The organism is Thiomonas sp. FB-Cd, from assembly GCF_000733775.1.
Lineage (GTDB): Bacteria > Pseudomonadota > Gammaproteobacteria > Burkholderiales > Burkholderiaceae_C > Thiomonas_A.
The window spans coordinates 1,358,427-1,383,125 of the sequence record NZ_JPOE01000002.1 but is presented as its reverse complement, the minus strand read 5'-3'; the positions used below and the strand labels follow the sequence as shown (position 1 = coordinate 1,383,125).

The 24,699-nt window shown below is 63.2% G+C and carries 25 protein-coding genes and 2 pseudogenes; 15 read left to right on the top strand and 12 right to left on the bottom strand.

Features of this window, described 5'->3' with window-relative positions:
• Window positions 1–163: 163 nt before the first annotated feature.
• Both CD04_RS0106720 and CD04_RS25000 read left to right on the top strand, forming a co-directional pair.
• The gene (locus tag CD04_RS0106720; RefSeq protein WP_031405276.1) at window positions 164–1,075 is read left to right on the top strand and encodes a bestrophin family protein; all 912 of its coding nucleotides are present in this window, start codon (window positions 164–166) and stop codon (window positions 1,073–1,075) included.
• Window positions 1,076–1,081: 6 nt separating this feature from the next.
• Complete coding sequence (locus CD04_RS25000; RefSeq protein ID WP_081857839.1) at window positions 1,082–1,237, top strand: transposase; 156 nt, start codon at window positions 1,082–1,084, stop codon at window positions 1,235–1,237.
• A gap of 139 nt (window positions 1,238–1,376) precedes the next feature.
• On the opposite strand, the gene CD04_RS0106715 is transcribed toward CD04_RS25000, so the two are convergent.
• Entirely contained in the window at window positions 1,377–1,784 is a 408-nt protein-coding gene (locus CD04_RS0106715) for a hypothetical protein (RefSeq protein WP_031405274.1), read from the bottom strand.
• A gap of 220 nt (window positions 1,785–2,004) precedes the next feature.
• A complete protein-coding gene (locus CD04_RS0106705; protein WP_031405271.1) occupies window positions 2,005–2,574 on the bottom strand; it encodes a UPF0149 family protein in 570 nt (189 codons plus the stop codon).
• A 246-nt stretch (window positions 2,575–2,820) separates the two neighbouring features.
• Between CD04_RS0106705 and CD04_RS25200 the strand changes: the two genes are divergently transcribed.
• The 3 genes and pseudogenes from CD04_RS25200 to CD04_RS0106695 form a co-directional block, all read left to right on the top strand.
• Window positions 2,821–3,231, top strand: a complete 411-nt coding sequence (locus CD04_RS25200) for a hypothetical protein (protein ID WP_369792779.1) — start codon at window positions 2,821–2,823, stop codon at window positions 3,229–3,231.
• The gene (locus CD04_RS0106700; RefSeq protein WP_031405269.1) at window positions 3,170–4,456 is read left to right on the top strand and encodes an RNA-guided endonuclease TnpB family protein; all 1,287 of its coding nucleotides are present in this window, start codon (window positions 3,170–3,172) and stop codon (window positions 4,454–4,456) included. The genes CD04_RS25200 and CD04_RS0106700 overlap by 62 nt, the downstream gene beginning before the upstream one ends.
• A gap of 22 nt (window positions 4,457–4,478) precedes the next feature.
• Window positions 4,479–4,691 (top strand): annotated as a pseudogene (locus tag CD04_RS0106695) (TraR/DksA C4-type zinc finger protein); the annotation flags it as partial.
• Between the two features lie 113 nt (window positions 4,692–4,804).
• On the opposite strand, the gene CD04_RS0106690 reads toward CD04_RS0106695, so the two are convergent.
• Window positions 4,805–5,128, bottom strand: a complete 324-nt coding sequence (locus CD04_RS0106690; protein ID WP_038168083.1) for a cupredoxin family copper-binding protein — start codon at window positions 5,126–5,128, stop codon at window positions 4,805–4,807.
• Window positions 5,129–5,516: 388 nt separating this feature from the next.
• Entirely contained in the window at window positions 5,517–6,062 is a 546-nt protein-coding gene (locus CD04_RS24120) for a UPF0149 family protein (protein WP_031405264.1), read from the bottom strand.
• A gap of 244 nt (window positions 6,063–6,306) precedes the next feature.
• Here CD04_RS24120 and CD04_RS0106680 point away from each other — a divergent pair, with 244 nt between their 5' ends.
• On the top strand, window positions 6,307–6,672 hold the full coding sequence (locus CD04_RS0106680) for an STAS/SEC14 domain-containing protein (RefSeq protein ID WP_031405262.1): 366 nt from the start codon (window positions 6,307–6,309) through the stop codon (window positions 6,670–6,672).
• A gap of 86 nt (window positions 6,673–6,758) precedes the next feature.
• On the opposite strand, the gene CD04_RS0106675 is transcribed toward CD04_RS0106680, so the two are convergent.
• Together CD04_RS0106675 and CD04_RS0106670 are read right to left on the bottom strand one after the other, a co-directional pair.
• Window positions 6,759–7,040 (bottom strand): hypothetical protein, encoded by a 282-nt coding sequence (locus CD04_RS0106675; protein WP_156030140.1) that lies wholly within the window; start codon window positions 7,038–7,040, stop codon window positions 6,759–6,761.
• A 3-nt stretch (window positions 7,041–7,043) separates the two neighbouring features.
• Window positions 7,044–7,367, bottom strand: coding sequence for a YbjQ family protein (locus tag CD04_RS0106670; protein WP_031405258.1), 324 nt, complete (start codon window positions 7,365–7,367; stop codon window positions 7,044–7,046).
• A gap of 389 nt (window positions 7,368–7,756) precedes the next feature.
• Here CD04_RS0106670 and CD04_RS0106665 point away from each other — a divergent pair, with 389 nt between their 5' ends.
• A complete protein-coding gene (locus CD04_RS0106665) occupies window positions 7,757–9,622 on the top strand; it encodes a phosphoenolpyruvate carboxykinase (GTP) (RefSeq protein ID WP_031405256.1) in 1,866 nt (621 codons plus the stop codon).
• 9 nt (window positions 9,623–9,631) lie between these two features.
• Complete coding sequence (locus tag CD04_RS0106660) at window positions 9,632–9,847, top strand: hypothetical protein (protein ID WP_031405255.1); 216 nt, start codon at window positions 9,632–9,634, stop codon at window positions 9,845–9,847.
• Between the two features lie 86 nt (window positions 9,848–9,933).
• Here the strand turns inward: CD04_RS0106660 and CD04_RS0106655 are convergent, their stop codons facing one another.
• Window positions 9,934–10,389, bottom strand: coding sequence for a DMT family transporter (locus tag CD04_RS0106655; RefSeq protein ID WP_031405252.1), 456 nt, complete (start codon window positions 10,387–10,389; stop codon window positions 9,934–9,936).
• Window positions 10,390–11,021: 632 nt separating this feature from the next.
• Here CD04_RS0106655 and CD04_RS0106650 point away from each other — a divergent pair.
• The 3 genes from CD04_RS0106650 (at window position 11,022) to CD04_RS0106640 (ending at window position 14,651) form a co-directional block, all read left to right on the top strand.
• On the top strand, window positions 11,022–12,320 hold the full coding sequence (locus CD04_RS0106650) for an RNA-guided endonuclease TnpB family protein (protein WP_031405250.1): 1,299 nt from the start codon (window positions 11,022–11,024) through the stop codon (window positions 12,318–12,320).
• Window positions 12,321–12,338: 18 nt separating this feature from the next.
• Window positions 12,339–12,998: a class I SAM-dependent methyltransferase gene (locus CD04_RS0106645; protein WP_031405249.1), complete on the top strand. Its 660-nt coding sequence runs from the start codon at window positions 12,339–12,341 to the stop codon at window positions 12,996–12,998.
• 429 nt (window positions 12,999–13,427) lie between these two features.
• A complete protein-coding gene (locus CD04_RS0106640; protein ID WP_031405247.1) occupies window positions 13,428–14,651 on the top strand; it encodes an RNA-guided endonuclease TnpB family protein in 1,224 nt (407 codons plus the stop codon).
• A 207-nt stretch (window positions 14,652–14,858) separates the two neighbouring features.
• Here the strand turns inward: CD04_RS0106640 and CD04_RS0106635 are convergent, their stop codons facing one another.
• The gene (locus tag CD04_RS0106635) at window positions 14,859–15,959 is read right to left on the bottom strand and encodes an NAD(P)/FAD-dependent oxidoreductase (protein ID WP_031405246.1); all 1,101 of its coding nucleotides are present in this window, start codon (window positions 15,957–15,959) and stop codon (window positions 14,859–14,861) included.
• A 28-nt stretch (window positions 15,960–15,987) separates the two neighbouring features.
• Window positions 15,988–16,311 carry a ferredoxin FdxA gene (gene fdxA / locus CD04_RS0106630; RefSeq protein ID WP_031405244.1) on the bottom strand — a complete coding sequence of 108 codons (324 nt, stop codon included), beginning with the start codon at window positions 16,309–16,311 and terminating at the stop codon, window positions 15,988–15,990.
• Window positions 16,312–16,534: 223 nt separating this feature from the next.
• Between fdxA and CD04_RS0106625 the strand changes: the two genes are divergently transcribed.
• The gene (locus CD04_RS0106625) at window positions 16,535–18,169 is read left to right on the top strand and encodes a 3-(methylthio)propionyl-CoA ligase (RefSeq protein ID WP_031405242.1); all 1,635 of its coding nucleotides are present in this window, start codon (window positions 16,535–16,537) and stop codon (window positions 18,167–18,169) included.
• 63 nt (window positions 18,170–18,232) lie between these two features.
• On the opposite strand, the gene CD04_RS0106620 is transcribed toward CD04_RS0106625, so the two are convergent.
• Both CD04_RS0106620 and CD04_RS0106615 read right to left on the bottom strand, forming a co-directional pair.
• Window positions 18,233–18,676 (bottom strand): DUF6691 family protein, encoded by a 444-nt coding sequence (locus CD04_RS0106620; RefSeq protein ID WP_031405240.1) that lies wholly within the window; start codon window positions 18,674–18,676, stop codon window positions 18,233–18,235.
• 19 nt (window positions 18,677–18,695) lie between these two features.
• Entirely contained in the window at window positions 18,696–19,136 is a 441-nt protein-coding gene (locus tag CD04_RS0106615) for a YeeE/YedE family protein (RefSeq protein ID WP_031405238.1), read from the bottom strand.
• Window positions 19,137–19,278: 142 nt separating this feature from the next.
• On the opposite strand from CD04_RS0106615, the gene CD04_RS0106610 reads away from it, so the two are divergent.
• The 3 genes from CD04_RS0106610 to CD04_RS0106595 all read left to right on the top strand — a co-directional run bounded on the left by CD04_RS0106610 (window position 19,279) and on the right by CD04_RS0106595 (window position 24,148).
• Window positions 19,279–20,184: an MBL fold metallo-hydrolase gene (locus CD04_RS0106610; protein ID WP_051848994.1), complete on the top strand. Its 906-nt coding sequence runs from the start codon at window positions 19,279–19,281 to the stop codon at window positions 20,182–20,184.
• 125 nt (window positions 20,185–20,309) lie between these two features.
• Window positions 20,310–21,686 carry an HD-GYP domain-containing protein gene (locus tag CD04_RS0106600; protein ID WP_031405234.1) on the top strand — a complete coding sequence of 459 codons (1,377 nt, stop codon included), beginning with the start codon at window positions 20,310–20,312 and terminating at the stop codon, window positions 21,684–21,686.
• Window positions 21,687–21,754: 68 nt separating this feature from the next.
• Window positions 21,755–24,148 carry a Tex family protein gene (locus tag CD04_RS0106595; RefSeq protein WP_038167546.1) on the top strand — a complete coding sequence of 798 codons (2,394 nt, stop codon included), beginning with the start codon at window positions 21,755–21,757 and terminating at the stop codon, window positions 24,146–24,148.
• Between the two features lie 217 nt (window positions 24,149–24,365).
• On the opposite strand, the pseudogene CD04_RS23070 reads toward CD04_RS0106595, so the two are convergent.
• Window positions 24,366–24,648 (bottom strand): annotated as a pseudogene (locus CD04_RS23070) (helix-turn-helix domain-containing protein); the annotation flags it as partial.
• Window positions 24,649–24,699: the final 51 nt, after the last annotated feature.

The window sequence follows — 24,699 nt, the reverse complement described above, 5'->3', positions numbered from 1 at the left end:
GAAGGGTGACGGGTGACGGGGTTGGCGCAACGCGCTGCAAGGGAGCGCCATGTGGCCAGCGGTGATCCCCCAGGGAAACGGCCCTGCGCCCGTTGATGCTCAGACCCAGGTGTGTCGCAGATCCCGTACAGTGTGAGGCATCGTTCCGGTCTTTTGCTTTTGCATGATCAGCCGACCACGCTTGCACTGGTTTCGCATGCTCTTTGTATGGCATGGCTCGGTGCTGCCCAAGATCTGGGTGCAGCTTCTGATCGTTGCCGCGATGGCGGAAGCGATCACGGCCAGCAAGGGTGACATCCTGGGCTGGAAGGTCGGCCTGACGTTCATCCCGTTCACCCTCATCGGCATTGCACTGGCCATCTTTCTGGGTTTTCGCAACAGCGCCAGCTACGAGCGCTATTGGGAAGCCAGGAAGCTTTGGGGTGCGCTGCTGAATGCGAGCCGCTCCTTGACCCGGCAATACCTCTCTTGGGTGCAACAGCCCCAGGATGCAAGGCCGTTCGTCTATGCCATCATTGCCACGGCTCACGCGTTGAGGCATCAGCTCAGGGGGAGCGACCCGATGGAGCAGCTAAGGCCACTGCTTCATGAACGTCTGGGCGAGCAGATTGCGTCGGCTCGTTCAAAGCCGGCACAATTGCTCTTGCATCTCGGCACAACGCTCGGTGGCGCAATGTCTGCGCGCCGGCTTGATCCGCAGCTGGCGGCTGCGATGGACCAGTCGCTCAGTGAAATGACGTCGGTCGTTGGCGGCTGCGAACGCATTGTCACGACGCCGATTCCCTATGCCTATTCGGTCATCGTGCACCGCACCGTTTACGTCTATTGCTTCTTGCTGCCCTTTGGTCTCGTCAGCAGCATCGGCGTTCTCACGCCGTTGATCGTCACGTTCGTGGCATACACGTTTCTGGCATTGGACGCGCTGAACGAGGAATTGGAGGAGCCGTTTGGCCTGTTGCCCAATGATCTACCGCTTGATTTTTTGTCCACAGGCATTGAAATCGCGTTGCGTGACATGCTGGGCGAAACCGATCTCCCGGCTCAAGCGTTGCCGCAGGACTATGTGTTGACGTGATGACACATGCCGTCGCGCGTATCGCAACGACAGCGCGTAACGCGTCATCCCTTCTACCGAAGCCCTGTTCTCTGGAGCCGAAGTTACTGCGTAATCTCCGTCGGCGGCGCTCCATTGGAAGTGCTCGAGGCCTACATCCAGCAACAAGATGCACCGACCTGATCACCCAAATGCCCCAATTCCCCCGCAACCAGGCTAAAACTTGGTTGCGGGGGAATTGGGTTTTCCGGTGGGTTTTATATCCACGATAAACCACCGGCTAGCCACAGGGCCGGCTTTCCGGTTGGTCGGCCGGGACGCCTTATTTTGGCGCCGTGATGTCGCCGCAAGCCACGTACTTCTTGATGTCCTGGGCACTTTCATGCACGTTGATGGCCATCGGCTCCTTGAGCAGATCGGCGACCGAAACGTGCACGGTGGTGACAGACTTGCCGTCGACCACGGGCTTGAGCACATAGGCCGGCTTCGGGTCGAGATTGGCGCAGGTTCCCTTGTGGATATGATCAGGCTGTGCCACGCCCTTGGGCGTGCCCTTCAGGTGCACGATGACTTTGGTTTTGGCTCCGTGCGGGTACAGCATGGCGTAGCCGGTTTCGCCAGAGTCATTTTGCGCAGCCAGCTCGACCTTGAGGGGCTTTTCCTTCATGGCAGCAAACGCGGGGGCGATGGCAAAACTGGCCAGCACAAATGACAGAGCAAGCTTTTTCATGGATTTTTCCTTCGGGTTGTGGTCGGGATGGCACAGCCAGGAGTTTGGACTGCACACCAACAACGGCCTGCGCCGCGATGCGTTGACTGGCTGTCCGCAAATGGGTCCAAAGCTGGCGGTGTGGAGCATATCCACGGCGCCGCCCTCGTGTTATCCGGCATGGGAAAGGCCCTGCATCGGGTAGGTCCATGGCTTCGCATCGGCATCCCAGCCGCGCCTGTCATGGCCGTGGGTGGAACTCGTCGTATAGAGCCAGGGCCATGTCGGGAAGTGCGCGTGCGATGTCATCGCGCTGCTCGGGTGTTAGCGCCAGCTCTTTCAGCAGGTCTTCGCCTTCGTCCGTTCCGTACAAAAAGACCGGCTCGAGCACATCGCGCATTTCGTCCGAAAGCCCGTCCCAGGACTTGGGATCCAGTTGCATGCCGGCGATGTAGCCCAGGCACCAGTCCTCGATGACAACCCCCTCCGGGCCTTCCGAAAAGACGGGATCGAACTGGTCTGGCGTTTGCCCAAGCATCGCGGCGAGATAGTCCCAATGCTCGCGAAGAAGACCGAGCATTTCTTCGGCAGCCTCCCTGGATGGGAACACCGGCTCGACAACGCCTTGCTCCACATCCCAGACCCTCGGCAGGGCTTGGTCGAATGCAATGTCTTTCGGGCTGGAAATCGCGGCGGTAAAGAACCCGTCGAGCATGGAGAGGTCCATGGCTGCGTTGGGTACCCAGTCTTGCAACAAAAGCGCGTCGAGCCGCTCGAGCTTCGCGTTGTGGTCAGTCGTGGTTTGGGGCACGTCTGTTCTCCGGAAAGTGGACGAAAGCATCGACCATCGTACGCAACCTGCAAATGATGCCGCGTGAATTGTGCGACGCGTAAGGCGGGACGGCACGCCGGCGATCGAGGCGATGGCTTCGGCCCAGGATCGGCTCGTTGCGGCGTCCTCGCCGCCATTCCTGGGTGTTCGCACGAAACTGGCATGATGTGAGCATCGGGTTCAGGCTGCACACGCCAACTTGCCCATTCGACGACGAGGTAGACCATGACCGATGTCCCAACCTCCGCAGTGACGCCTGCAGCGCTGGCTGAGCTCATGTCGGCGCCAGCAACTGCGTACATGTCGCCGGAACAGCTTGCATTTTTCCGGGCTCTCCTTTGCGCCGAGCGCGATGCGCTGCTTCGCGCAGCGCAAGAAACCACAGATCATTTGCAGGTCCTTGAGCCGACCCCGGATCCTTCGGATCGCGCCTCGCTTGAACACATGCCCGCGCATTCCCCTTCCTCGCCCGGCCCGACGCACAGCGTCGCTCAGGCGAAGCCGTCCGGGCAGGAGGGGATCAAGCGGGCGGTTTTCGCTTGTTGTTCCTCTCCATGCTGGATAAAATACCAGTATGCAACGGCGCAACGTCACGCTCAAGCTGTATCCCAATGCCGCGCAAGCTGCGCTGCTTGAGGCTTGGACGCGGCTGCACTGCGAGTTGTACAACGCGGCGCTCGAAGAGCGCATCGACGCCTGGCACAAGGCCGGCAAGTCGATCAGCTACTACGACCAGCAAAACGCGCTGCCACAGATCAAGGCTGATCGGCCTGAGCTCAACGAACTCGGCAGCCACGCCTTGCAGCAAACGCTGCGGCGTCTGGATCTCGCCTTCCAGTCGTTCTTTCGCCGGGTCAAAGCTGGTCAAACGCCCGGATTCCCGCGGTTCAAGGCCGCCAAGCGGTTCGCGGGCTTTGCCTATCCCGACCCGGCTGGCTGGAAGCTCATGCAGCACGGCGGCCGTGGTGCCACGCTGCGCTTGGGAAGCGGCGAGGCTGCGATGTCCATTCGGGCGCGCGGCCGTCACCGCTTCGGCGATCAGGCAAAACCCAACGACATCACCCTCACGCGCAAAGGTGGTGGGTGGTTCGTGTCGGTGACGCTGCGCGTGCCCGATGCGGCCTGTGCGCGCGAGCGCACCGCTGATTTTCGACGCGGCGTGGATTTGGGGATCACCGACTGGGCGACGTTCGATGATGGACGGACCATCGACAACCCGCGCTGGCTGCGCGAGGAACTGCCGCGCCTTGCCGCGCTGCAGCGGCAGCGCGCCAGGAAGAAGAACGGATCGTTGCGCTTCAAACGGCTCGGGCGTCGCATCGCCCGGCTGCACGAGCGTATCGGCAATCGGCGCCGGGACTTCGTGCACAAGGAAACAACCAAGCTGGTGCGGCAATGCGCCGTCCTGGCGACTGAGCAACTGGCCCCGAAGACCATGAGCCGCAGCGCGAAGGGCACGGTGGATGCACCGGGCCGTCGCGTGCGGCAAAAGGCCGGACTCAACCGGGAAATTCTCTCGGCCGCGTTCGGCATGGTGCATCCGATGCTGGCGTACAAAGCGGAAGAAGCTGGTACGCGGCTGCATCTGAGCAATACGCGCCAGCTCAAACCGTCGCAACGCTGCGCGGCGTGCTGGGAACTTGTTCCCAAGACGCTGAGCCAACGCATGCATGTGTGCCCGCAGTGCGGGCACACGGCCCCGCGCGACCGCAACAGCGCAATGGTGGTTCTCATCGACGCGCACAACACGCAGGACACGCCTGGGACGGGCGTGGCGGCGAGACCGAAACCTCTGCCACGGCAACGTGGCAAGTCCAAGCCTGTGACCCGCGAAACCCCCGCTACAACGCCATGCGTTTAGCGGCGGGAGAGTTCATGAGGATCATCTGATCGAGTTCAGGGTGCGAGACCGTGAGCGCAAGCATCTGCATGCCATTGATAGCGCCCTGCAGCGCATCCGCGATGGCAGCTACGGCTGGTGCGAAGAAAGCGGAGAGCCAATCGGCATTCCTCGGCTGCTGACACGCCCGACGGCAAGCCTCACGCTCGAAGCCCAGGAACGGCGCGAGTCGACACAAAAGATGCGGCGCCGCTAGCGCTGCGATGCGGTGAGCCGCTGCGTTGGCCCTGGGGCACGGCAAGCGGGGGCGCCCGCTTCAGATCGATGCCAAAATCGGCGGGGACGGCGGCGTGGCGTAAGCCGCAAGCATCACTTCACCACCACCGATCCGGTCATGAAGCTGTGAATGGCGCAGTGATAGGGATACGTACCGGTCTTGTCGAAGGTATGGCTGTAGCTCTTGCCTGGATCGAGCAGGCCGGAATCCCAGACCTTCGTGTCGCTCGTGGTCGAGTGCGCAAAGCTGTCATCGTTCGTCCAGACGACCGTGGTGCCGGGGGCGACCGTGACCGTCGAGGGATGAAAGTCCATGCCCTTGATGGCAACAAGGACCTTTGCCGCACAAGCCAAGGCGGGCAGGCAAGCCAAAAGCAGCAATAGGGTAAAGCGCCGAAGGGATCTCGCAAATTGCATGGTGGCCTCCAATCCTGGAATCGCTGCGCCTTGCAGCAATCCATGCCAAGTGTAGGTTGAACAGGAGGCCCTGGCAGGTGGTTCGAGGCGTGCTGCGCCACTTTTTTCGGCCAGCACCCAATCAACGAGCGCAACCATACGATAGGCCTGTGCGCGATGCCGCCAAGGCCGGAGCGGTCCGAAGTCGCATGCATGGCACAGGCGATCGGCCTGCAGCCCGGTCATGGCGCCCGGCGCGGGTCGCCCAAGCCCAAAACAGCGACCTCAACTGCGCCGCGCTTGCGGTGGATTGCCGCGCGGGTTGGTCCGGCGCCAGAGGGCCTTCGGCGCTGAGCCTCGGCCGCTCGGTGCGGCATCAACCATGTGCCGCGTACGAGTTACGCCGCCTTCAGTCACCTTCCCGCTGCGCGTCCAACTCAATGGCAATGCCCAGCACGCTGGGCGCGACCAGCCGTTCGAGTTCTTCACGGTCGGCATCGTCGTCAGCGTCGCCCAACCGCCCAATGGCCTCGAAGAGCTCGGGCGCTTCCTTCGCCACACGCTCCCACAGTTCCATATGAAAGCGTGTGCCTGTCATGAACCCATTGCACCAGTCCACTGAACTCGCCAACCCTGGATCACGCAGGAACAGGGGCTCGAAACTGTGAAGGCTCTGGCTGAGGTCCAGTGCCACGTTGGCAACAAAGCGGCTGAGCAGAAAAAAAGTCCCTTCGAGTTCCGCCTGGTCTTCCAGCGACGGCTCTGCCTCGCCGATTTCCGGATCCCAGATCCAAGGGAAGAATTCTTCAGCGGGCACTTGCCGCGGATTGATGAAGACGGCCGTGACAAACCCCTCAACCATGCCAAGCGACATGGCGTCGATGAGTTCCAGCCGCTGATCCAGGTCAAGCATCTCCTCGGTGGTGAGGGCACCTTGCAAATCGTCGTGATCCATGGAAGTCTTGGGGCTGGCAGGAAGGTAAGAAAAGCGTAACACCGTGCCTGGGTCAGGCACGCTGGACCCTAGGGCGCTGCGCTCGTCGGCCAGAGGCGCTGCCCAAGGGCGGGGATGACGGCAACAAGGTGGCTCCGGTTTGCGGTAAGAAACAAAAGTGTATCTTTTGCAATTGCACATCAAGTGCATTCGCATGCGCTTGATGGAATGAGCAGGGGATCGAACGTGCACGGAGGGCCAATCCATGATCGAGTTATTGAAAGATCTCCCTGACAACGTCGTTGGTGCCGTCGCCAGGGGACGCATTACCAAAGCCGATTATGACAACGTGCTCATTCCCGGCGTTGAGGCCGCCATGGGCCGACACGAGAAAGTCCGCTTCTACTATGAACTCGGCGCGGATTTTTCTGGCGTGGATGTCGGGGCTGCCTGGGAGGACTTTATCGTTGGCACGAAATATTGGTCACGCTGGGAGCGTGTTGCCGTGGTAACCGATATCCCGCTGATCACGATTGCAGTCAACGCATGGCGGCTCGTGATGCCCGCTCCCTTGCGAGTGTTCGCGACCGACCAGGTGGACGAGGCGCGCGCCTGGATCCTCGCCGACTGAGCGCATGGCTCTTACCCATGCTCCGCGTGCTTCTGCCGGGGCCCGAGTGCACACACAGCGCAAAAGCAAGGTGCGAACTCCGCGTATCAGGGCTCCGCAACGTACCTTCGATCGCCGGTCTTCGGGTTGTACAAGACGATCATGACCTTGCCGCTTCCGGGGTCCACAAATCGCTCATTCGTGGGCTCCCATGCATTGTCCCGGGGTTGCTCAGCACGGGTGTAGCGCCAACGCTCCAGGATGACGGCGAGCGCCACGACGATGCCGATCCACAGCAGCGGCTGCAACGCTGGTCGGCGCAGAAGATGGCCGGACGCACCCAGTGCAACAAGCACGAGTGCCACAGCAATGGTGCCGACTCTCAACATCGCTCACGCCCCGGGCTCGACGACGACCGCGGTACCGTAGGCGACGATTTCGCTCATGGTCTGGCCAATCTCCGAGGAGTCAAAACGCATCATCACGATGGCGTTGGCGTTCATGAGGAGCGCATTCTTGACGAGCCGATCCACGGCGTGTCGTCTCGCCTCCTCGAGCATTTCCGTGTATTCGGTGATCTCCCCGCCGCCGAGCGATCGCAGGCCAGCCATGATGTTGCCACCAAGGCCGCGGCTTCGAACAACGACGCCGAAGACTTGGCCCTTGACGTCCGTCACCCGGTAGCCTGGAATATTTTCTGTTGTTGTGACGAGCATGATTCGCTGCACCCAAGTCGCTGTGGCCATGCGATGCCCATGGCCGAACCTGTAGTTCAGCAGCCGCCGCGCATTTTGTCAAATTCGACGGCGAGTCCTGCCTTCTCGAGAGCACAGCGGTGTTCTGTCGCCGGCCCTTATGTACGTTCATCCGGACTCGCGCCAGTCGAACGGAATTTCGGCTCGACGCCCCCCGCTTGTCAATGCACGCTCAACGCCCTGGCACCGCATCGTCGCCCCGAGCGCGCTGCCGGGGCAGGGGGTTGCGACCACACCACTCGAATGTGGCATCCACTAGGATGAATGGCCCGGGCAGCTTGTGAGAACACCACATAAAAAGGGATGCGGATGCCGGGCCACCGCCGCATTCCGATCCATTGGAGACTCTGATGACTCAATCCCTCATGGCCGAAATTCGAGCCCATGCTCCCGCGTACGTCAAGAACGCCCGGCTGATCGACTGGGTGAGCCGAATGGCCGCCTTGACAGGTGCCAAGGCCATTCACTGGTGCGATGGCAGCGATGATGAATATGACCGCCTGTGCCAGCAGTTGGTTGATGCCGGAACCTTCAAGCGGCTAAACCCGGTCAAACGTCCGAATAGCTTCCTGGCCTGCTCGGACCCTTCCGATGTGGCGCGAGTCGAAGACCGGACCTTCATCTGCAGCCAGGACAAGCAGGATGCGGGACCGACCAACAACTGGATGGATCCGGCAGAAATGCGTGTGCTGCTCCAGACCGGTGAGAACGCGCTGTTCAAAGGCGCCATGAAGGGTCGCACGCTTTACGTCATTCCCTTCAGCATGGGGCCACTGGGTTCGCCAATCTCGCATATCGGGGTTGAGTTGTCGGATTCACCCTACGTGGTTGTCAACATGAAGCGCATGACCCGCATGGGCAGGGCTGTGGTGGATCACCTGGGCACCGATGGAGATTTTGTTCCTTGCATGCATACGGTGGGAGCGCCTCTGGAAGAGGGGCAGCGGGATGTGGCCTGGCCTTGTAACGCCGCCGTGAAGTACATCGTGCACTATCCTGAGACGCAGGAAATCTGGTCGTATGGCTCAGGCTATGGGGGCAACGCCTTGCTGGGCAAAAAATGCCTTGCGCTGCGCATCGCCTCCACGATGGGCCGGGACCAGGGGTGGCTGGCGGAGCACATGCTGATTCTGGGGGTGACCACGCCGGCTGGACGCAAGTACCACGTTGCCGCGGCTTTCCCGAGCGCATGCGGCAAAACGAATTTCGCCATGCTCATTCCACCAGCTTCGCTGGGTGACTGGCAGGTTACGACGATTGGCGATGACATCGCGTGGATCAAACCCGGCCCCGACGGGCGTCTGTACGCGATCAATCCGGAGGCCGGCTATTTCGGTGTGGCGCCGGGAACCAACTTTGAAACCAATCCGAACTGCATGCGCAGTCTGGAGCGCGACGTGATCTTTACCAATGTTGCTCTGACCGACGACGGCGACGTCTGGTGGGAGGGCATGGGGCCGGCGCCGCAGCACGCCATCGATTGGCAGGGTAAGGACTGGACGCCAGCCCTTGCAAAGGAGTCTGGCGCGAAAGCGGCGCATCCCAATGCCCGATTCACCGTGTCCGCGACGAACAACCCGGCGCTTGACCCGGCCTGGGATGACGCGGCGGGTGTGCCAATCGACGCCTTTATTTTCGGCGGCCGGCGTTCGACAACGGTACCGCTGGTGACCGAGGCGCGCAACTGGATGGAAGGCATCTACATGGGGGCCACGCTGGGCTCAGAAACGACTGCTGCCGCCTTTGGTCAGCAGGGCGTTGTGCGCCGTGACCCGTTCGCCATGTTGCCTTTCTGTGGCTACAACATGGGCGACTACTTTCAGCACTGGCTGGACATGGAGCACCGGCTACAGGAGCACGCCTCGTCGCTTCCAAAGATCTTCTGCGTCAACTGGTTTCGAAAGGGTCCTGATGGCAAATTCATTTGGCCGGGTTACGGCGATAACGCGCGGGTTCTGAAATGGATGATTGAACGCCTGGAGGGAACGGCCGAAGGGGAGGGGCATTTCTTCGGCATCAGCCCGCGCTACGAGGACCTGGACTGGAATGGCCTTGATTTCAGTCGGGAGCAGTTTGCCTGCATCATTGACGCCGACGCGACGTCATGGAAGGCCGAGCTGAAACTCCATGACGCCCTCTTTGATCTGCTCGCGCCTCGACTGCCGTCGGTGCTGAAGGCAACCCGCCAAGCCATCGAGGCCACGCTGATGGGTTGACGCGGGGGCATGACCCCGATAATTCAGCTTCAGACGGCTGGTGGGGTGAAAGTCGAGACATGGTTGACTCTTGGCGAGGTCGTCGGGGTCCACATCTCCAACGCGCTGCTCAAGGAGGACGTGTATGACTCCGCTGGAGCACAGCCCATACTGCTCGGCGGCGAACCGTCAGATTATTTCGCGATCGACCGCGCACATCGGTTTCGAATGGTTCGACGCGCTTAGTTGGGCAGACAATAAACACGCAGCCTTGGCCTTGCAATCCATCCGGCGCGGAGCGTCGGGCAGGCTGCGCAAACCCGGAGCGAGGCCTAAAGCCGCACGAGTACGACTCCCGCAACCAGGAGAGCAGCTCCCAGGAGTCGGTAAAGATCCACCGGGTGCCGAGCAAGGCCAAAAAGGCCGTAGTGGTCAAAGGCGAGGGACGCCAGCATTTGGCCCGCCACCAAGAGCGTCACAAAGGCTGCGGTGCCGAGCCTGGGTACGAGCACGATGGCGATGCCGATGTAGATCGCACCGAACAGACCCCCAGTCCAGGCCCACCAGTTGCTTTTGACGATGACGCCGAGATGCGGTGTCGGGTCCCGCAAGGCCAAGGCGATGACCAGCATGCAGACGCTGCCCCCGACATAGCTGACGAATCCGGCCCACGCGGCGGACCCCAGACTGGCGCGCAGATTGACGTTGACGGCTTGTTGCATGACAAAGCTGAGCCCGGCCATGACTGCGAGAAGGGATCCACCGAGAAGGAAGAAAAGTTGCTGCATGGATGGTCAAATTCCCTGGCTGTGCAGAATCTTTTTTGGAAGGTGGATGGGTTGGGTTTGGGACGCCGGCTTTTGCCCTAAGCCCAAGCCGTGTTAAGCGAGGACAATCACGCCGCCGAGGCTTGCCTACGAGCCGCTTTGCATTCACCGCTGCGCTGGCGATGGGACGGAGCATAGCGACGGCGAAACGCACCGGCAAATGCCTTGCTCTCCCCCATGCAATGGCGTGGCGGGGGCGGGTCGAAAGGGGATCGTCAGGCCCCAATCCAGTGGCAGCGGATCTTCATCGACGACTTGCCTCCAGCGCGCCCGCCGCTCTGGCACGCGCCTTGGACCCAGCAATACCGCCCGCTGTGCCGAACATGCATCGGGGCTCCGATGCATCGCGGATGAGGGCGGCGTAAGCTCTAAAAATTGGGCTGGCAGGGCGACAGGCGCGCGGCGCGTTTTCGGGCGGGCGATCCATGCAGATGGGCTAACGGTGATTTCCGAGGTTGAACATGTGCCTACGCATTCCCCTTCCTCGCCCGGCCCGACGCACAGCGTCGCTCAGGCGAAGCCGACCGGGCAGGAGGGGGTCAAGCGGGCGGTTTTCGCTTGTTGTTCGGTCTTTGGCTGGATAAAATACCAGCATGCAACGGCGCAAAGTCACGCTCAAGCTGTATCCCAATGCCGCGCAGATGGCGCGGCTGGAGGCGTGGACGCGGCTGCACTGCGAGTTGTACAACGCGGCACTGGAAGAGCGCATCGACGCCTGGCGCAAGGCGGGCAAATCCATCCGCTATTACGCGCAGCAGAACGCATTGCCGCAGATCAAGGCCGATCGACCCGAGCTCAACGCACTCGGCAGCCACGCCTTGCAGCAGACGCTGCGCCATCTCGATCTGGCCTTTGCCGCATTCTTCCGTCGCGTCAAAGCGGGACAGACGCCTGGATTCCCGCGGTTCAAGGCCGCCAAGCGGTTCTCGGGTTTTACCTATCCCGATCCGGCTGGCTGGAAGCTCATGCAGCATGGCGGCCGTGGTGCCACGCTGCGCTTGGGAAGCGGCGATGCGGCGATGTCCATTCGGGCGCGCGGGCTGCACCGCTTCGGCGATCAGGCAAAACCCAACGACATCACCCTCACGCGCAAAGGTGGTGGGTGGTTCGTGTCGGTGACGCTGCGCGTGCCCGAGTCGGCCTGTGCGCGGCAGCGCACCGCCGGCATGCGGCGTGGCGTGGATTTCGGGATCACCGACTGGGCGACGTTCGATGATGGACGGACCATCGATAACCCGCGCTGGGTGCGCGAGGAACTGCCGCGCCTTGCCGCGCTGCAGCGGCAGCGCGCCAGGAAGAAGAAGAAGGGATCGTTGCGCTTCAAACGGCTCGGGCGTCGCATCGCCCGGCTGCACGAGCGTATCGGCAATCGGCGCCGGGACTTCGTGCACAAGGAAACAACCAGGATGGTGCGGCAATGCGCCATCCTGGCGACCGAGCAATTGGCCCCGAAGACCATGAGCCGCAGCGCACGCGGCACGGTGGATGCACCGGGCCGGCGCGTACGGCAGAAGGCCGGACTCAACCGGGAGATCCTCTCGGCAGGGTTCGGCATGGCGCATCGGATGCTCGCGTACAAAGCGGAAGAAGATGGTACGCGGATGCACCTGAGCAATCCGCGCCAGCTCAAACCGTCGCAGCGCTGCTCGGCGTGCTGGGAGTTTGTGCCCAAGACGCTCGCAGACCGCATGCATGTGTGCCCGCACTGCGGGCACGTCATGCCGCGCGACCGCAACAGCAACAGCGCGTTGGTGGTGTTCGTCGACGCATTCAACACGCAGGACACGCCTGGGACGGGCGTGGCGGCGAGACCCAAACCTCTGCCCCGGAAACGGGGTAAGTCCAGGTCCGTGACCTGCGAAACCCCCACGACAACCGCGACAGCCGTTTAGAGGCCGGAGAGTTCATTCATGAGCTTGCGAACGCTGCAAATCGACGACCAACTTTTTCAATACGTCCTTGACCAGTCGCTGCGCGAACACCCAGCGCAAACCGCGTTGCGCGAGGCCACGCGCAACCATCCACACGCGGGTATGCAGATCGCGCCGGACCAGGGGCAATTCATGGCGCTCCTGATCAAAATCCTGGGTGCTCGCCGGACCCTTGAGATCGGAACGTTCACCGGGTACAGCGCGCTGACTGTGGCCCTGGCGCTGCCCGCCGATGGCCACGTGCTGGCCTGTGACGTCAGTGACGAGTACACGCGAATCGCTCAGCCGTTTTGGCAACAGGCGGGGGTGCACCACAAGATTGAACTCGTCCTGGCCCCGGCGCTGCAAACGCTCGACGCGCGCCTATCGGCAGGGGAGGCGGATCGCTACGACTTTGCATTCATCGACGCGGACAAGGCGAATTACGTGCATTACTACGAACGCTGTCTGCGTCTTGTGCGCGGCGGGGGCATCATTGCCTTCGACAACACGCTTTGGGGCGGAGCCGTTGCGCGCCCGGCCAAGGATGCGGACACCGCAGCACTGCAGACACTGAATGCGCAACTCCATCAGGACGAGCGGATCGACCTCGCACTATTGACGATTGGTGATGGCTTGACGCTGGCCCGCAAGCGCTGAGCACGGCTTCGTCGGTCGGCGCTGGCAGACGGGACAACGCCGGCCACACGCCAGCCCGATCATCGCTTGGTGCGGCGTTGGCGTGATCCTCGCGGCTTCGTGCCGAGCCAAAGACGGCAAGCGCGATGCGTATGCGCCGGAAACGTCGGGCCCCGCGCCCGTCGGAAGTGCCGCCCACGAAGACCACGGTCAGCCTGGGCGGCAGCAATGCTGTCGAGCGCGGGCCGATGAAGCGGGGGAGCCTCGCTGCAGCCAAAGTGTCTCAGTGAGGGCCGGTCAACGGCGCAAGCGCAGGCATGCGCCGCAGGGTGACCCTGATCAGATGCGCGGCAAACCTCCCCGTGCACGGGGAGGAAGGACAGCGTGGATGCCACAGGCATCCTTGTTGGTCTTGAAGTGGCGCCCGATGCGCTGTACATTCACCCAGTCATGAAGCGACTCCAGGCGTTCAAGTTCGAGCTTCGGCCAAACGGCCAGCAGCAGGGCCAGATGCGACGCTTCGCGGGTTCGTGCCGGTTCGTGTTCAACAAGGCGCTGGCGTTGCAGAAGACGAACCACGAGGCGGGCGGACGATTCATCCGCTACGTCGACATGGCCAGGCATCTGACGGCCTGGCGCAACGGCGCAGAGACGCCGTGGCTCAAGGATGCGCCGATCCACCCGTTGCAACACGCACTCAAGGATCTGGAGCGCGCCTACACCAACTTCTTCGCCAAACGCGCCGATTTCCCGAACTTCAAGAGGAAAGGCCAGGGCGCGAGCTTGCGCTACCCGGATCCGAAACAGATCAAGCTCGATGCGGCCAACAGCCGCATCTTCTTGCCCAAGCTGGGGTGGCTGCGCTACCGCAACAGCCGCGATGTGCTCGGCGCGGTGCGCAACGTCACGGTGTCCAGCAGCGGCGGCACGTGGTTCATCTCGATCCAGACCGAGCGTGAGGTTGAACCGCCCATTCCGAGCGCCACCCGCGCCATCGGGATCGACGTGGGCATTGCCCGATTTGCCACGTTCAGCGATGGCACGTTCCTGGCACCACTCAACAGTTTCAGGGCGCACGCGGTGCGGCTTGCGCGGTACCAGCGGGCGATGAGCCGCAAGGTGAAGTTCAGCAAGAACTGGAGGAAGGCGAAGGCCAAAGTCACAAAACTCCACCAGAGAATTGGCAATGCCCGGCGCGACGCCCTGCACAAGGCCACGACATCCATCAGCCAAAACCACGCGATGGTGTGTATCGAGGACTTGCAGGTACGGAACATGTCCAGGTCGAGCAGGGGTAGTGCCGAGGCACCGGGGACGAATGTCCGGGCCAAGAGCGGCCTGAACCGGTCGATCCTGGACCAGGGCTGGGCCGAGTTTCGCCGGCAACTGGACTACAAACTCCAGTGGAGCGGCGGATGGCTCGTGGCGGTGCCGCCGCACCACACCAGTCAGACCTGCCCGGACTGCGGCCATGTGGCGGCTGAGAATCGCCGCACGCAGTCGCAGTTCAAGTGCGTGGCGTGTGGCTACGCGCATCACGCCGACGTGGTCGGCGCGATGAATATTCTGGCGCGGGGACACCGCGTTGCAGCCTGTGGAGAGGTGGCGCATTCGGGCCCCTCGATGAAGCAGGAACCCACCGAAGCGACTGCGCACGAGGTCACGCATGCGTAGCGCCGCAGGAATCCCCGTCCTTCCCGCGCAAGCGGTGGCGAAAGCCAAGGGCGGGGAGGATGTCAAGGGCGGCGTGGTCCAAAGCCACGCCTGTCGAATGGGATCGCCACGCGATCCCACAGGTTGCCATGTGCTTGCAGCCCCGGATGCTGCTTGTCGGTGCTCGGCGGCGCTGGGTCGTTCAGTGCCGTGCCCCGCGCACGCCCATCAATCGAAGACCGGGGTATCCACGCCCAGCACCTTGTGCAGCTTGGGGCTGGTGGTGGTGTACTGCAGGTGGATCTTCTTGTCCGGGAAGATGTAGGGCGCCGCGCCAAACGCAGCCAGCGCAGCCTCGTGAAAACCCGACAGGATGAGCTTTTTCTTGCCAGGATAGGTGTTGATGTCGCCCACGGCGAAGATGCGGGGCACGCTGGTCTCGAACTTCTCCGTGTCCACCTTGATCTGTTTGCGCTCCAGCTCCAGCCCCCAGTGGGCGATCGGCCCCAGCTTGGGGCTCAGGCCGAAGAACACCAGCAGCATGTCCAGCGGCAGCCGCCGGGTGATGCCGTCATTGCCCGTGACCTTCACCTCGACCAGGCGGTCGTCGCGCTGCTCAAAGCCCGTGATCTGGCCGATGACGAGCTGCATGGCGTGCTGCTCGCACAGCGCGTGCATCTTCGCCACCGACGCCGGCGCGGCGCGAAACCCGTCGCGCCGGTGCAGCAGAACCACGCTCTCGGCACCGTGCTCGGCGCTCTGGGCAAAGTGCAGGGCCCAGTCCAGGGCCGAGTCGCCACCGCCCACCACCACCAGGTTCTTGCCGGCAAACACCGCCGGGTTCTTCACCCGGTAAAACAGCTGCGTGCCCTCGAATGCCTCCAAGCCGTCCACCTTCAGCGTGCGCGGCTGAAAGGCCCCCACGCCGGCGGCGATGAACACCGTCTTGGCCAGGAATGTGCGGTCCTTGGAGGTGCGCACGAACAGCCGCCCGTCGTCCTGCTGCTGCAGCTCCGTGACATCCTGCCCCAGGTGGAACGTCGGCTTGAACGGCTCGATCTGCTTGAGCAGGTTGTCCGTCAGCTCCTGCCCCGTGCACACCGGCACGGCCGGAATGTCATAAATGGGCTTGTCCGGGTACAGCTCCACGCACTGCCCACCCAGATGCGGCAGCGTGTCGATGACGTGGGCCTTGATGTCCAGCAGCCCAAGCTCGAAGACCTGGAACAGGCCCACCGGGCCCGCCCCGATGATGACGGCGTCGCATTCAATCGGCTCGCCTTGCCACTGGGCGGCATCCGTGATCGCCGCGTTGAGGTGCATTTCCATGGGGTCGAGGATCAAAAAAGCGCCACGATCAGCGCTCGAGAAAGGGGAGCTTGTCCGATTTGCCGTTCCACTCTTCAGCATCAGCGGGGGCGGGCTTGCGCTTTGTGATGCTGGGCCACTTGCGGGCCAGTTCGGCATTCAGCGCGATAAAGGCCTGCTGGTCACCGGGTACATCCTCTTCGGCGAAGATGGCGTTGGCCGGGCACTCGGGTACGCACACGGCGCAGTCGATGCATTCATCCGGATCGATGGCCAGGAAATTGGGTCCCTCGCGGAAGCAATCCACCGGGCATACGTCTACGCAATCCGTGAACTTGCACCGGATGCAGTTTTCAGTCACGACAAATGTCATCGCTCAGCCTGTCGCTATGTGTCAAATGAAGCGCTATTTTATCGGCAGGGCTTACCCTTATTCGTTGCTGCATATCAAGCGGCGGTGCGCGCGATGTGGCCGCGTCGCAATTCCTGCATCTATCGAAGTGCAAGCCGCCCATGTAAATTCGAGCCTGGATCGCATGGATGCCTTGCGGAAAATCGCCGCATGGGACGACAAAAGTACATATCAGGAGACAGACATGAATGGTTTGATGCAGCAGCACGACTTACTGATTTCCAGCCTCATCGAGTTCGCTGCGCGCTACCACGGCGACACGGAAATCGTCTCGCGCCGGGTGGAGGGGGATATCCACCGCACGACGTACGCCCAAGTGCGCAGCCGCGCCAAGCAGCTGGCGCGTGCGCTGGACGGCTTTGGTCTGGAGCGTGGCGATCGCGTCGGCACCTTGGCGTGGAATGGCTACCGTCATTACGAGCTGTACTACGGCGTCTCGGGCAGCGGTCGGGTGCTGCACACGCTCAACCCGCGCCTGCATCCCGATCAGATCGCCTGGATCATCAACCATGCAGGCGACCGCGTGCTGGCGTTCGACATGACCTTTACGCCCATCATCCAGGCCATCGCCGCACGCTGTCCCAAAGTCGAACATTGGGTCGCGCTGTGCGATGCCCAGCAGATTCCCGCCGAACTGCGGCAGGCGGTTCCCGGTGTGCACAGCTACGAGGAGATGCTGGCCGCGCAGAGCGATGAATACGCGTGGCCAAGGCTCGACGAGAACCTGGCGTCGTCCATGTGTTACACCAGTGGCACGACGGGCAATCCCAAGGGCGTGCTGTACAGCCACCGTTCGACGGTGTTGCATGCGTACGCGTCGGCCTTGCCGGATGTGATGGACGTGTCGTCGCGCGATGCCGTGCTTCCAGTGGTACCGATGTTCCACGTCAACGCCTGGGGCATTCCCTACTCCTCGGCCCTCGTCGGCTGTAAGCTGGTGATGCCCGGACCCGCGCTCGACGGCGCGTCGCTGTTTCGGTTGATGGATGACGAGGGCGTGACCTTCGCCGCGGGCGTGCCCACCATCTGGCTGGGGCTTCTCAACCAGATGCAGGAGGAGGGTCGCAAGCCGCGAGCGCTGAACCGTGTCGTCATTGGCGGCTCGGCGGCGCCCGCCTCGATGATCGCCACATTTCAGGATCGATGGGGCGTGAAGGTCCGCCACGCGTGGGGCATGACGGAAATGAGCCCCCTTGGCACGGCGTGCGCCCTCAAGAACAAACATCTCGAACTGCCCCCGGAGCAGCGCATGGCCGTGCAGGTGACGCAGGGGCGCCCGATCTTCGGTGTCGACGTGCGAGTCGTGGACGGCCAGGGCGTCGACCTGCCCTGGGATGGATCCTCCATGGGCGAGCTTCTGGTCAAGGGCCCGTGGATCATGTCGGACTATTACGAGTCGGGGCAGCCCAGCCCGTTGCGCGACGGTTGGTTTCCGACGGGCGACGTGGTCACCATTGATCCCGATGGCTACGTGCACATCATGGACCGCAGCAAGGACGTCATCAAATCGGGCGGGGAGTGGATCAGCTCCATCGAACTGGAGAATATTGCCATGGCCCATCCTGCAGTCGCAATGGCCGCCTGTGTGGCGATGCCGCATGCCAAATGGGACGAGCGCCCGCTGCTTGTCGTGGTCAAAAGGCCCGGCGCGCAGGTCACGTCGAACGAGTTGCTCGCGTTCTACGAGGGCAAGGTGGCCAAGTGGTGGATTCCGGATGATGTGCGCTTCGTCGACGCAATTCCCCTGGGCGCCACGGGCAAGATTCTCAAGAACAAGTTGCGTGCGCAATTGATTGAGCCCGCATCGGCCGGAGCCTAGGGGATCCGAACCTTCCGCCATCGCGCCGCATGGGCATGCAGCGAGATGGCGGTTTGCAATCGTTCACTGAGCCGCTGGCGCTCTGGCGCTTGGCAGGCCACGCCTGCGCTGCCAGACTTCATGCCCGAGCATGCCGGTGGCCATCATCACGAAGAACAGCCCTTCCTGCCATGTAAAGGCGCCAAGCATGGCCAGGGATGGGCCCGGACACAACCCGTCCAACCCCCAGCCCACACCGAAAATGGCGCTGCCGACGATCAGCTTGCCTGTAATCCCGAAACGCGGGGGAAAGGCAATGGGGTCGCCCAAAATCGCGGTCTGCCGGCGCGAGGCGAGTTGCACCAGCGGGAATGCGACCAGCACGGCGCTGGCCATGACCAGGATGAGGCTCGGATCCCAGGGGCCGGCGATGTCGAGGAAACCCAGCACCTTGACCGGATCGGTCATGCCGGAGATCAGCAGGCCGAACCCGAAGGCCAATCCGCAGAGGAAGGCGAAAATTCTCATGACATACTCCGGTGCAGTGTCAGAACAGTCGGCTCAGCACGGCGGTCACGATGCCCGCGGCCATGAAGGTGCCCACCGCCGCAGCCGAGCGCGCCGAAAGGCGCGACAGGCCGCATACGCCGTGGCCGCTGGCGCAACCGGAACCCATGCGGGTGCCGAATCCCACGAGCAGTCCCGCAATCGTGATGATGGGCCAGGATTCGCCGTAGTGCGCCCCGGGAACCGGCGCAAACAGGACCCAGATGAACGATGCTGCGACGATGCCTCCCAGGAATGCGACGCGCCACCCCGCGGGGCGGGCGCGCTGCGCCAGGTCATTCAAGGTGCTGCCCAGAATCCCGCTGATGCCGGCAATCTTGCCCGCGCCCAGCGCCAATGCGCCCGATGCGAGCCCGATGAGCGCGCCGCCAGCGATGGCAGTACCGGGCGTGAACTGCAGCCAGTCGATTTGGAAAAGCATAAATTGTCTCCTCTGTCTAGATCTCAAGCAGGATTTAAATGCGTGGCTGTTGACTGGGGTCAAGCCACATCTAGGTATATGCCCCGTACAGTATCAGGTTTACTTGATTGATACTATGTACTAGATATGAGGAGATACCCGTATGAGTACATTGCAAAGTGACCGTGGCGAGGCCGAAAGCTCGGTTCGACCCAAGGTTCACACCTGGTTTCATGAGCCGTCCAATACGGCCTGCCACTGCATCATCGACCCTGCCACCAAGCACTGTGCGGTGGTCGACAGCGTGCTGGACTTCGATTACGCAGCGGCGTGCACGCATACGGAATTCGCCGATGCCATCGTCGCGTACATCAAGGCCGAGGGGCTGACGCTGGACTGGCTTTTGGAAACCCATGCCCATGCGGACCACATTTCCGCGGCCCCTTACATCAAAAGGCAGACCGGTGGGAAGATCGGCATCGGCGAGCACATCAAGGACGTGCAAAAGGTGTTCGGCGAACTGTTCCACGACCCCAGTATCCCGCGCGATGGCAGCCCGTTTGACAAGCTCTTCGCCGATGAAGAAACCTTCGCCATCGGTCGGTTGCAGGCCTACGCAATGCACACGCCAGGACATACGCCGGCTTGCATCGTGTACGTGGTGGGTGACAGTGCCTTCGTGGGTGACACGCTGTTCATGCCCGACTATGGCACGGCACGCTGCGACTTTCCGGGTGGCGACGCGCACATCCTGTACCGCTCGGTGCACAAGATCTTCGCGCTGTCACCTCAGACCAAGCTCTACATGTGTCACGATTACATGCCAGGGGGGCGCGAGCCGCGCTGGGTTTGCACGGTGCAGGAGCAGCGCGAAGGCAACGTCCAGATCCATGAGGGCGTGCGCGAGGACGACTTCGTCGCGTTTCGCAAGCAGCGTGATGCCAAGCTCAGCGCGCCAGCACTGATCCTGCCCTCAGTGCAGGTCAACGTGCGAGCAGGCGACATGCCGCCGCCGGAGTCCAACGGGGTGAGCTACCTGAAGATTCCCATCAACGTGTTTGGCCGTTAGCAGCGGCAGTCGGTTCCCGGGGCGCGGCGAGGGCGCGCCAGGGCCAAGGCCTGATCGCCAGTGGTGCCCTGCAGACGCCCGGTCAACATGGCATCATTCGCCGCCATGCAAGACGGCGGCGAATGATGGACGATCTCAAGCTTTGCGAACTGGTGGGTGCCCTCAGTCATGCGCTGGACATGACGGAGGGCCAGCCCAAGGGGCACTGCGTGCGCTGCGCGTTCATTGGCATGAACGTGGCGCACGAGCTGGGGCTGGATTCGCAGCGGCAATGGGAGCTCTATTACACGTTGCTGCTCAAGGATCTGGGTTGCAGCAGCAACGCTGCGCGCATCTGCGATCTCTACCTCACCGACGACCTGCGCTTCAAGCGCGATTTCAAGCTCGTCGGCGGCTCGCTGCCGCAGGTGGTGCGCTTTGTGCTCACGCACACCGGGCTGAAGTCGGGCCTGGCGGAGCGATTTCGCGCCACGCTGGACATTTTCCAAAATGGAGGAGACATCGCCAGCGAGCTGATCAGAACCCGCTGCCAGCGCGGGGCGGATATTGCTCGCCAGTTGCGGTTTGGCGAGGCGGTGGCGCAAGGCATCCATGCATTGGACGAGCACTGGGATGGCGGAGGCAAACCCGACGGCCTGGCAGGCGAAGCCATACCGCTGTATTCCCGGATTGCCTTGCTGGCCCAGGTCGTCGACGTTTTTCATACTTCAGGCGGGCCAGCTGCGGCGCTGGCCGAAACCCGGCTGCGCAGCGGCCAATGGCTTGATCCCGCGCTGGTGGCCGCCTTCGAGCGTGTGGCAGCGCGTGAGCAGCTGTGGACAGTCCTGGGACGGGCGGACCTGCCGGCGCGTGTTTACGCGCTGGAGCCGGCCCAGCACAGCGTGCCCCTGAGCGAGGACTATCTGGATGAAATCGCCGAAGCCTTCGGCCAGATCATCGATGCCAAGAGTCCTTACACGGCCGGGCACAGCGCGCGCGTGGCCCTGTATACGGACCTCATCGCCGAAGAGCTCGGCGTGCCCGGCGCACGGCGCCGCTGGCTGCGGCGCGGCGCACTCTTGCACGACATGGGCAAGCTTGGCGTCAGCAACACCATCCTCGACAAGGCCGGCAAGCTCGATGCAGCGGAGTGGGAGGCGGTGCGGCTGCATGCCACCTACACCGAACAGATCCTGAGCGGCATCGCGCCATTCGCGGAACTTGCGCAGGTCGCCGGCGCCCATCACGAGCGACTGGATGGCGCCGGCTACCCGCGCGGCCTGTCAGCCGGTGACATCACGCTTGAAACCCGCATGATCACGACCGCGGATATCTTCGACGCCATCTCGGCCGATCGGCCCTACCGTGCCGCGGTGCCGGTACCGCAAACCCTGGCCATGATGGACAAGTTGGTCGGCTCGGCGCTCGATGCGCGATGCATGCACGCATTGCGGCAGGCCGCGCAGCGCATCGAGTCCGGGCTTGTCTCGGTGCCGGCGGCCGATGACCAGCCCCAAGGCTGAGGCCGAAATCTTGCCGTGGCGGATTCGATGCGGCTAGACTGCCCGGTTTTTGCCGCATTGGCTTTTCCATGACCGCATCGTCGAACCTCGAGGACAGCGCCGCGCAACACGCGCAGATCCTGGCGCAGCTTGCAGCCGAACTCCAGTTGCGCCCGCCGCAGATCGCGGCAGCCGTGGAACTGCTTGACGGTGGCGCCACCGTGCCGTTTATCGCGCGCTACCGCAAGGAGGCCACCGGCGGCATGAGCGACGAGCACCTGCGCAACATGGAGGTGCGTCTCGCCTATCTGCGCGAGCTGGAGCAACGCCGGGCCGCCATCCTCAAGTCCATCGCGTCGCAGGGCAAACTTTCGCCCCCTTTGCAGGCGGCGATCCTGGCTGCTTCGCAAAAGCAGGAGCTCGAGGACCTGTACCTGCCCTACAAGCCTCGTGTGACCACGCGGGCCCAAAAGGCACGCAGCGCCGGCCTGGAGCCGTTGGCGGACGTGCTGTTCAGCGACCCCACGCGCGATCCGCTGACGCAGGCGCAGGGCTTCGTGCAGGCCAGCAAAGGGGAGGACGGCGCGGACTTCACCACGGCACAAGCCTGTCTGGACGGCGCGCGCGACATCCTGGTGGAACGCTGGGCCGAGGATTCCACGCTGGTGGGGCCGCTGCGCGAGTGGCTTTGGAGCTGCGGCGTGCTGCGTGCCCAGGTGCGCGAAGGCAAGACCGAGGAGGGCGCGAATTTCCGGGACTACTTCGAGTACGCCGAACCAATGGCCCGTGTGCCGTCACACCGGGCGCTGGCCGTGTTCCGGGGGCGTACCCAGGACGTGCTGGATCTGAGCCTGCAGCTGCCCGATGCCCACGCACCTGGCAGTGCGCCACTCAATGCGGCGCAGCAACGCATTGCCCAGCACATTGGCTGGAGCCATCAGGCACGAGCCGCCGATGACTGGCTACAGCGCTGTGTGCAATGGGCGTGGCGGGTGAAGCTGTCGCTGTCGCTCGAGCGCGAGCTGTTTGGCCGGCTGCGCGAGCAGGCCGAAGCGCAGGCCATCAGTGTTTTTGGCGCGAACTTGCGGGATCTGCTGCTGGCCGCGCCAGCGGGTCCGAAGACGGTGATGGGGCTGGATCCGGGGATCCGCACTGGCGTGAAGGTGGCGGTGACCGACCCCACTGGCAAGGTTCTGGAGACGGCCACGGTGTATCCGCACGAGCCTCGGCGCGACTGGGACGGCAGCCTGCATACCCTGGCGACGCTGTGCAGCCGGCATCGGGTGCAAATCGTCTCGATTGGCAACGGAACCGCCAGCCGCGAAACAACCCGACTCGTCAGTGATCTGGCGCGTCGTCATCCCGAGTTGGCGCTGACGCAGGTGGTGGTGAGCGAGGCAGGTGCGTCGGTGTACTCGGCCAGCGAGCTGGCCACTCAGGAGCTGCCGGAGCTGGACGTGAGCCTGCGCGGGGCCGTGTCGATTGCCCGGCGGGTGCAGGATCCGCTGGCGGAATTGGTGAAAATCGACCCCAAAAGCATCGGGGTGGGCCAGTATCAGCACGACGTGGACCAGGCGCAGCTTGCGCGCCGGCTGGACGCGGTCGTGGAAGACTGCGTCAACCGCGTCGGCGTGGACGTGAACACCGCTTCGCGTCCGCTCCTGGCACGGGTGGCCGGACTGAGCGCCCGTCTTGCCGACCACATCGTGCGCCAGCGCGATGCCAACGGCGCCTTCCGCAGCCGCCAGAGTCTGCTCGCCGTGCCCGGTCTGGGGGCCAAGACCTTCGAGCAGGCAGCTGGCTTTTTGCGCATCATGGACGGGGACAATCCGCTGGACCGCTCGGCAGTCCACCCCGAGAGCTACCCGTTGGTCGAGCGCATCCTGGCCGCGGCCGGCCAGCCCATCGACGTCATGATGGGCAATGCCAAGGCGTTGCAGGCCGTGCGTGCCGAGGCCTTCGTGGACGCGCAGTTCGGGCTGTACACGGTACGCGACGTGCTGGCCGAACTTGACAAGCCTGGGCGCGATCCGCGCCCGGCCTTCCGTGTGGCCCAGCTGCAGGAGGATGTGCAGAAGATCCAGGACCTGCGCCCGGGCATGCGCCTGGAAGGCACGGTGACCAACGTTGCGGCGTTTGGGGCGTTCGTGGATCTCGGCGTGCATTGCGACGGCCTGGTGCATGTTTCACAACTCGCCGACCGCTTTGTCAAGGATGCAAGCGATGTGGTGAAGGTCGGCGACATTGTGAACGTCACGGTCCTGGAAGTTGACGTGCAGCGCCAGCGCATCGGGCTGAGCATGCGCAGCGCCCAGCCCGGAGCGGGCTCCAGCGCAAGCGGCAAGCCCTCCGATGCACGGTTGCCTGCCGCTGGCGCACCGGCAAACCGGCCTGCCGGCAAGGCCCGGCAGGCGTCCATGACTGCGCCCGCGCAATCGGCCATGGCCGCGGCTTTTTCGCGTCTGGGCAAGACAAGGCCCTGACCAGCAGCGCTTGCGCGTGCTCCCACCGTGAGCGGCATCGCCGCTTCGGTGGCGCAACCAGGCTTGGCGTAAGGCACGGGCGCTGTGCCTGGCACTCGAGATGGGGAGCACGCAACGCGGCAACCTTCGCTGGCAGCTAGCACCCGGCGGTGCGATCGCTCTTCCCGGCACCGAGGCCGCAACGTACCGAGCGTGAATGCGGCATGGCCTTTCAGGTGCGCTCGGTGCGTTGCATCACTGTAGCTCGGCTCCACAGGGCAAAGTCCATTTTGAATTGCTCAGGGCGGTCATCACAGATCACGTGCTGGATGCGCGCTTCCTGTTCCGCACTGAGCACCCGCTGGCTCCCCCGTGCGGCGGCTGCTGCGATGGGGAGCCAGCGCAGCCATGCCATCGGCTTCATAGCCGTCAATCGTCTTGCTCACCGTCGTGTAACTCAGTCCCACGTCTGCGGCAATCTGCGTGCGCGTGCGCCCACGTTTGTGCGCCCGGGTGATCAGTGGGTGCCGAACCGCTGATAATCCGGCCCGACGGCTGGCACGGCGAAGGCG

What these genes read in the sequence shown, in the direction of transcription:
- fdxA (WP_031405244.1), bottom strand. Translation starts at nt 16,311, where the DNA reads ATGACATTTGTCGTGACTGAAAACTGCATCCGGTGCAAGTTCACGGAT.
- CD04_RS0106680 (WP_031405262.1), top strand. Translation starts at nt 6,307, where the DNA reads ATGATCGAGTTATTGAAAGATCTCCCTGACAACGTCGTTGGTGCCGTC.
- CD04_RS0106595 (WP_038167546.1), top strand. Translation starts at nt 21,755, where the DNA reads ATGACCGCATCGTCGAACCTCGAGGACAGCGCCGCGCAACACGCGCAG.
- CD04_RS0106720 (WP_031405276.1), top strand. Translation starts at nt 164, where the DNA reads ATGATCAGCCGACCACGCTTGCACTGGTTTCGCATGCTCTTTGTATGG.
- CD04_RS0106675 (WP_156030140.1), bottom strand. Translation starts at nt 7,040, where the DNA reads ATGTTGAGAGTCGGCACCATTGCTGTGGCACTCGTGCTTGTTGCACTG.
- CD04_RS0106660 (WP_031405255.1), top strand. Translation starts at nt 9,632, where the DNA reads ATGACCCCGATAATTCAGCTTCAGACGGCTGGTGGGGTGAAAGTCGAG.
- CD04_RS0106635 (WP_031405246.1), bottom strand. Translation starts at nt 15,959, where the DNA reads ATGGAAATGCACCTCAACGCGGCGATCACGGATGCCGCCCAGTGGCAA.
- CD04_RS0106640 (WP_031405247.1), top strand. Translation starts at nt 13,428, where the DNA reads ATGAAGCGACTCCAGGCGTTCAAGTTCGAGCTTCGGCCAAACGGCCAG.
- CD04_RS0106620 (WP_031405240.1), bottom strand. Translation starts at nt 18,676, where the DNA reads ATGAGAATTTTCGCCTTCCTCTGCGGATTGGCCTTCGGGTTCGGCCTG.
- CD04_RS0106600 (WP_031405234.1), top strand. Translation starts at nt 20,310, where the DNA reads ATGGACGATCTCAAGCTTTGCGAACTGGTGGGTGCCCTCAGTCATGCG.
- CD04_RS25000 (WP_081857839.1), top strand. Translation starts at nt 1,082, where the DNA reads ATGCCGTCGCGCGTATCGCAACGACAGCGCGTAACGCGTCATCCCTTC.
- CD04_RS0106690 (WP_038168083.1), bottom strand. Translation starts at nt 5,128, where the DNA reads ATGCAATTTGCGAGATCCCTTCGGCGCTTTACCCTATTGCTGCTTTTG.
- CD04_RS0106655 (WP_031405252.1), bottom strand. Translation starts at nt 10,389, where the DNA reads ATGCAGCAACTTTTCTTCCTTCTCGGTGGATCCCTTCTCGCAGTCATG.
- CD04_RS0106645 (WP_031405249.1), top strand. Translation starts at nt 12,339, where the DNA reads ATGAGCTTGCGAACGCTGCAAATCGACGACCAACTTTTTCAATACGTC.
- CD04_RS0106670 (WP_031405258.1), bottom strand. Translation starts at nt 7,367, where the DNA reads ATGCTCGTCACAACAACAGAAAATATTCCAGGCTACCGGGTGACGGAC.
- CD04_RS0106665 (WP_031405256.1), top strand. Translation starts at nt 7,757, where the DNA reads ATGACTCAATCCCTCATGGCCGAAATTCGAGCCCATGCTCCCGCGTAC.
- CD04_RS25200 (WP_369792779.1), top strand. Translation starts at nt 2,821, where the DNA reads ATGACCGATGTCCCAACCTCCGCAGTGACGCCTGCAGCGCTGGCTGAG.
- CD04_RS0106700 (WP_031405269.1), top strand. Translation starts at nt 3,170, where the DNA reads ATGCAACGGCGCAACGTCACGCTCAAGCTGTATCCCAATGCCGCGCAA.
- CD04_RS0106650 (WP_031405250.1), top strand. Translation starts at nt 11,022, where the DNA reads ATGCAACGGCGCAAAGTCACGCTCAAGCTGTATCCCAATGCCGCGCAG.
- CD04_RS0106610 (WP_051848994.1), top strand. Translation starts at nt 19,279, where the DNA reads ATGAGTACATTGCAAAGTGACCGTGGCGAGGCCGAAAGCTCGGTTCGA.
- CD04_RS0106615 (WP_031405238.1), bottom strand. Translation starts at nt 19,136, where the DNA reads ATGCTTTTCCAAATCGACTGGCTGCAGTTCACGCCCGGTACTGCCATC.
- CD04_RS0106625 (WP_031405242.1), top strand. Translation starts at nt 16,535, where the DNA reads ATGAATGGTTTGATGCAGCAGCACGACTTACTGATTTCCAGCCTCATC.
- CD04_RS24120 (WP_031405264.1), bottom strand. Translation starts at nt 6,062, where the DNA reads ATGGATCACGACGATTTGCAAGGTGCCCTCACCACCGAGGAGATGCTT.
- CD04_RS0106715 (WP_031405274.1), bottom strand. Translation starts at nt 1,784, where the DNA reads ATGAAAAAGCTTGCTCTGTCATTTGTGCTGGCCAGTTTTGCCATCGCC.